Below are 5,344 nucleotides of genomic sequence, written 5' to 3'. Positions count from 1 at the left end.
CCGCCCCGGACCCCGCGCCTCAGACGCCGGCGAGGCTGCGTACTGTTCCCCTCCGGCGGTTGAGGCGCGGGGGTTCGGGGGCAGCGCCCCCGGGAACGCTCAGTCCTTGCCGCCGAACGCCGCGTCGAACGACGCGCTCGGCGGGTCGAAGTCGAACCGCTTCAGCGACGTCAGGGCCTCCGGCGCGCCCGCGAGACGGTCCATGCCGGCGTCCTCCCACTCCACCGAGACCGGACCCTCGTAGCCGATGGACCGCAGCATCCGGAACACGTCCTCCCACGGCACGTCCCCGTGCCCCGCCGAGACGAAGTCCCAGCCCCGGCGCGGATCGCCCCACGGGAGGTGGGAGCCGAGCCGGCCGTTGCGGCCGTCCAGACGCTTGCGCGCCTCCTTGCAGTCCACGTGGTAGATCCGGTCCCGGAAGTCGTAAAGGAAGCCCACCGGGTCCAGGTCCTGCCAGACGAAGTGGCTCGGGTCGAAGTTCAGCCCGAACGCCGGACGGTGGTCCACCGCCTCCAGAGCGCGGTGCGTCGTCCAGTAGTCGTACGCGATCTCGCTCGGGTGGACCTCGTGGGCGAACCGCACACCCTCCGCGTCGAAGACGTCGAGGATCGGGTTCCAGCGCTCCGCGAAGTCCTCGTACCCACGCTCGATCATGTGCGGCGGGACCGGCGGGAACATCGCGACCAGGTGCCAGATCGACGAGCCCGTGAAGCCGATGACCGTGTCCACACCGAAGGCCGCCGCGGCCCGTGCGGTGTTCTTGATCTCCTCGGCGGCCCGGCGGCGCACCCCCTCGGGCTCCCCGTCCCCCCAGATCCTGGCGGGCAGGATGCCCTGGTGACGCTCGTCGATCGGGCTGTCGCAGACGGCCTGGCCGACCAAGTGGTTGGAGACCGCCCAGCACTTCAGCCCGTACTTGTCGAGCAGCTGGTGCCGGCCCTCCAGATAGCCGGGGTCGGCCAGGGCCTTGTCGACCTCGAAGTGGTCTCCCCAGCAGGCCAGTTCGAGACCGTCGTAGCCGAAGTCGCGGGCGTACCGGCAGACCTCCTCCAGGGGCAGATCGGCCCACTGACCGGTGAACAGGGTGAAGGGACGGGGCATGCGCAGGACCTCCTAGAGCTGTACGGGGGTGAGTACGGAGTTCTTCGCGGCGCTCTCCTCCACCGCCGCCAGCACCCGCTGCACCTGGAGTCCGTCCGCGAACGACGGTGCGGGGGGCGCGCCTTCGGCGATCGTCCGCACCACGTCACGGGCCTGGTGGATGAACGTGTGCTCGTAGCCGAGCGCGTGCCCCGGCGGCCACCAGGCCTCCAGGTACGGATGCTCGGGCTCGGTGACCAGGATGCGCCGGAAGCCTGCCGTGGTGGCGGGCTCGGTGTGGTCGTGGAAGGACAGTTCGTTGAGGCGTTCCAGGTCGAAGGCGAGCGAGCCGAGCTCGCCGTTGATCTCCAGGCGCAGCGCGTTCTTGCGCCCCGCCGCCATCCGGGTCGCCTCGAAGGAGGCCAGCGCGCCGGAGGCGAGCCGGCCGGTGAACAGCGCCGCGTCGTCCACCGTCACCGTGCCGTACTCCTCCGCGGCCGCGACGCCGCCCAGGCCCCCCGAGGGGCCGGCGAGCAGCGGGCGTTCGCGGACGAAGGTCTCGCTCACCGCGGAGACACCGACCAGCAGCTCGCCCGCCAGGTATTGGGCGAGGTCCACGATGTGCGCGCCGAGGTCACCGAGCGCGCCGGAGCCCGCGTGCTCCTTCTCCAGCCGCCAGGTGAGCGGGGAGGCGGGGTCGACGAGCCAGTCCTGGAGATAGGTGGCCCGGACGTGCCGCAGGGTGCCGAGCCGGCCCTCCGCGATGAGCTTGCGGGCGTAGGTGAGGGCGGGCACCTTGCGGTAGTTGAAGCCGACCATCGCGACCTGGCCGCGGGCGGCGGCGCGCGCCGCAGCCTCGGTCATGGCCTCCGCCTCCGCGACCGTGTTGGCGAGGGGTTTCTCGCACAGCACGTGCTTGCCCGCCTCCAGGGCCGCGATGGCGATCTCCGCATGGCTGTCGCCGGGGGTGCAGATGTCGACGAGCTGGACGTCGTCCCGGGCGATCATCGCCCGCCAGTCGGTCTCCGCCGCCGCCCAGCCGTGCCGGTCGGCGGCCGCCTCGACCGCCGTCCGGTCGCGTCCGCAGATCGCGGCGAGTACCGGTCTCATCGGCAGCTCGAAGACATGGCCCGCGGTGCGCCATCCCTGCGAGTGGGCGGCGCCCATGAACGCGTATCCGACCATGCCGACCCCGAGCGTCGGTGCGCTCGCCATCGGCCGGTACGTCGGCGGCGCGGCCGCCTCCTGCTCCGTCTCTTCCCTACGGGCCATCCGGGCTTCCTCCTCGTCGGTGGTTCGGTGGGTGCGGCGGGAGGGTCAGCACCCTCCCGCGAGACGGCTCAGCTGAAGCCCGTCGGAAGGTACTGGTCGATGTTCTCCTTGGTGACCACGGCCGAGTAGAGGGTGAGATTGGTCGGGATCTCCAGCTCGGCGAGCCCGGCCACCCCCTTGGCCTGGCCGAGCGCCCGCGCGAGGTCGATGGCGGACGCCGCCATGGTCGGCGGGTAGAGAACGGTGGCCTTCAGCACGCTGTTGTCGGCCTTGATGGCGTCCATGGCGGCCTTGGCCCCTGCGCCGCCGACCATCAGGAACTCGTCGCGGCCGGCCTGCTGGATGGCGCGGAGCGCACCGACGCCCTGGTCGTCGTCGTGGTTCCACAGGGCGTCGAACTGCTTCTGGGCCTGGAGGAGCTGGGACATCTTCGCCTGGCCGGACTCGACGGTGAAGTCGGCCGCCTGACGGGCCACCAGCTCGATGTTGGAGTAGTTCTTCAGCGCGTCGGCGAAGCCCTTGCTGCGCTGCTTGGTCAGCTCCAGGTTGTCGATTCCCGCGAGCTCGACGACCTTGGCGTTCGACTTGTCCTTGAGCTGTTCGCCGATGTACGTACCGGCGTTGAGCCCCATGCCGTAATTGTCCCCGCCGACCCAGCAGCGGTAGGCCTGGGGCGAGGCGAAGATGCGGTCCAGGTTGATGACGGGGATGCCCGCCCGCATGGCCTCCAGGCCGACCTGGGTGAGTGCCTTGCCGTCGGCCGGGAGGATGACGAGGACGTCGACCTTCTTGTTGATGAGGGTCTTGACCTGGCCGATCTGGGCTGCGGTGTCGTTGGAGCCCTCGGTGGTCTCCAGCGTCACCTCCGAGTACTTCTTCGCCCGCGACCTGGCGTTCTCGTTGATGGCGTTGAGCCAGCCGTGGTCGGCCTGCGGTCCCGCGAAGCCGATCGTGACGGGCTTGCCCGGCTTGTCGTCCGCGGCGGGCGCGTTGCTCTGCGCGGCGGTGTCCTTCTCCTTGGGGTCGTTGCTGGTGCAGGCGCTCAGCAGGGCGCCCGCGGAGACTGCGGCGGTACCGAAGAGCAGTCCTCTGCGGCTGGTTTCTGGCATGGCTGTCAAACCCTTCATCCGATGCGGCACGGGATGCGGAACAGGCGTGGGTCGAACGGGTGGAGACGGGGGGTCAGGTCTCCCCGTGGGCCGACGTCCTGCGCTGGACGAGGACGGCGGCGACGATGATCGCGCCCTTGGCGATCTGCTGGACATCGCTCTGCAGGTTGTTGAGCGCGAAGATGTTGGTGATCGTGGTGAAGACGAGGACGCCCAGGACGGAGCCGACGACGGTGCCGCGGCCACCGCTGAGCAGGGTGCCGCCGATGATCGCGGCGGCGATGGCGTCGAGCTCGTACAGGTTGCCGTTGGTGTTCTGGCCGGAGCCGGACAGGATGATCAGCATGAAGGCGGCGATGCCGCAGCAGAGCCCGGACAGCAGGTAGAGGTACAGCCGCTGGCGGCGTACGTCGATCCCGGCCAGCCGGGCCGCTTCCGCGTTGCCGCCGACAGCGACCGTGCGCCGGCCGAAGGTCGTACGGTTCAGCACCAGCCAGCCGACGACGGTGACCACGGCGAACATCATGACCAGCGGCGGGATGCCGAGGACGTACGCGTTCGGCAGTCCCAGGTCGAGGACCGACTTGACGGTGACGATCTGCGTCTTGCCGTCCGTGATGTTCAGGGCCAGACCGCGGGCGGAAGCGAGCATCGCCAGCGTCGCGATGAACGGCACCAGCCTGCCGTACGCGATCAGCACACCGTTGACGAGTCCGGCACCGAGGCCGACCAGGACGGCGGTGAAGAGGATGCCCGCGAAGCCGAAGTCCTGGGTGGCGAGCGTCGTCGCCCAGACGGAGGCGAGGGCGACCATGGCACCGACGGACAGGTCGATGCCGCCGCCGATGATGACGAAGGTCATGCCGACGGTGACGACACCGATGACGGACGCCTGGGTCAGGATGAGCTGGAGGTTCCCGGTGTCCAGGAAGGAGTCGGGTTCGGTGATGCCGCCGACCACCACGAGCGCGGCGAGGACGCCGAGCAGGGAGAGGTTGCGGACGTCCGCGCGCAGCCCGAAGGCACGCGGGGGCCGGTCCTTCTTCGGGGACGCGGGGACGGACACGGGCACGGCGGCCTTGTCCGGCCCGCTCTGCTGCGCCGAGGAGACGGGCTGCGTCATGACGTCGGGCTCCCTTCCATCACGAGGTCGAGTACGCGGTGCTCGTCGAGTTCCCCGGCGTCCGCCGTATGGACGACGCGCCCTTCACGGAGGACCAGCACCCGGTCGGCGAGGCCCAGGACTTCGGGCACTTCGCTGGAGACGAGCAGAACGGCGAGGCCTTCGTCGGCCAGCCGGCGGATCACGGCGTAGAGCTCGGCGCGGGCGCCGACGTCCACTCCGCGGGTCGGTTCGTCGAGCAGCAGCACCCGGCAGCCGCGCAGCAGCCAGCGGGCGAGGACCGCTTTCTGCTGGTTGCCGCCGGAGAGGGTGCGGACGGGGGTGTCCGGGTTGTCGGGGCGCAGGGAGAGTTCGCGGGTGGCGGCGCGAGCCGCCTCGCGTTCGGCTCCCCGGTCGACCCAGCCGGCCCTGGAGAAGCGGGACATGGAGGAGACCGAGACATTGCGGGTGACGGATTCGAGCATCAGCAGGGCCTGCGCCTTGCGTTCCTCGGGGGCGAGGCCGATACCGGCGGCGACGGCGGCGCGTACGCTGCCGGACCGCAGTGGCCTGCCCGCGACCGTGACCCTTCCGGCGGTGGCCTTGCGGGCGCCGTAGATGGTCTCCAGGATCTCGGATCGCCCAGAGCCGACGAGTCCGGCGAGGCCCACGATCTCGCCAGGCCTCAGCTCCAGGTCGACGGGGTCGAACTCGCCCTTCCTGGTGAGGCCTTGGACCGTGAGGACCGGGGCGGGGACGGGCCTGCCGTCCTCGGGGG

General features: G+C 70.6%; 5 protein-coding genes. All 5 read right to left on the bottom strand.

What is annotated here, in order from left to right:
- Positions 1–99: 99 nt before the first annotated feature.
- Positions 100–1,104 (bottom strand): sugar phosphate isomerase/epimerase family protein, encoded by a 1,005-nt coding sequence (locus tag JGS39_RS36490; RefSeq protein WP_219574062.1) that lies wholly within the window; start codon positions 1,102–1,104, stop codon positions 100–102.
- A 12-nt stretch (positions 1,105–1,116) separates the two neighbouring features.
- Positions 1,117–2,355 carry a Gfo/Idh/MocA family protein gene (locus JGS39_RS36485; RefSeq protein WP_219574061.1) on the bottom strand — a complete coding sequence of 413 codons (1,239 nt, stop codon included), beginning with the start codon at positions 2,353–2,355 and terminating at the stop codon, positions 1,117–1,119.
- A gap of 68 nt (positions 2,356–2,423) precedes the next feature.
- A complete protein-coding gene (locus JGS39_RS36480) occupies positions 2,424–3,464 on the bottom strand; it encodes a substrate-binding domain-containing protein (RefSeq protein WP_219574060.1) in 1,041 nt (346 codons plus the stop codon).
- A gap of 73 nt (positions 3,465–3,537) precedes the next feature.
- Entirely contained in the window at positions 3,538–4,587 is a 1,050-nt protein-coding gene (locus JGS39_RS36475; protein ID WP_219574059.1) for an ABC transporter permease, read from the bottom strand.
- The coding region (locus JGS39_RS36470) for an ATP-binding cassette domain-containing protein (protein ID WP_219574058.1) at positions 4,584–5,344 on the bottom strand (761 nt) is incomplete at its 5' end. The genes JGS39_RS36470 and JGS39_RS36475, both read right to left, overlap by 4 nt.

The sequence above is a fragment of the Streptomyces poriferorum genome, from assembly GCF_019399235.1.
GTDB lineage: Bacteria > Actinomycetota > Actinomycetes > Streptomycetales > Streptomycetaceae > Streptomyces > Streptomyces poriferorum.
This window is presented reverse-complemented; position numbering and strand designations above follow the sequence as displayed.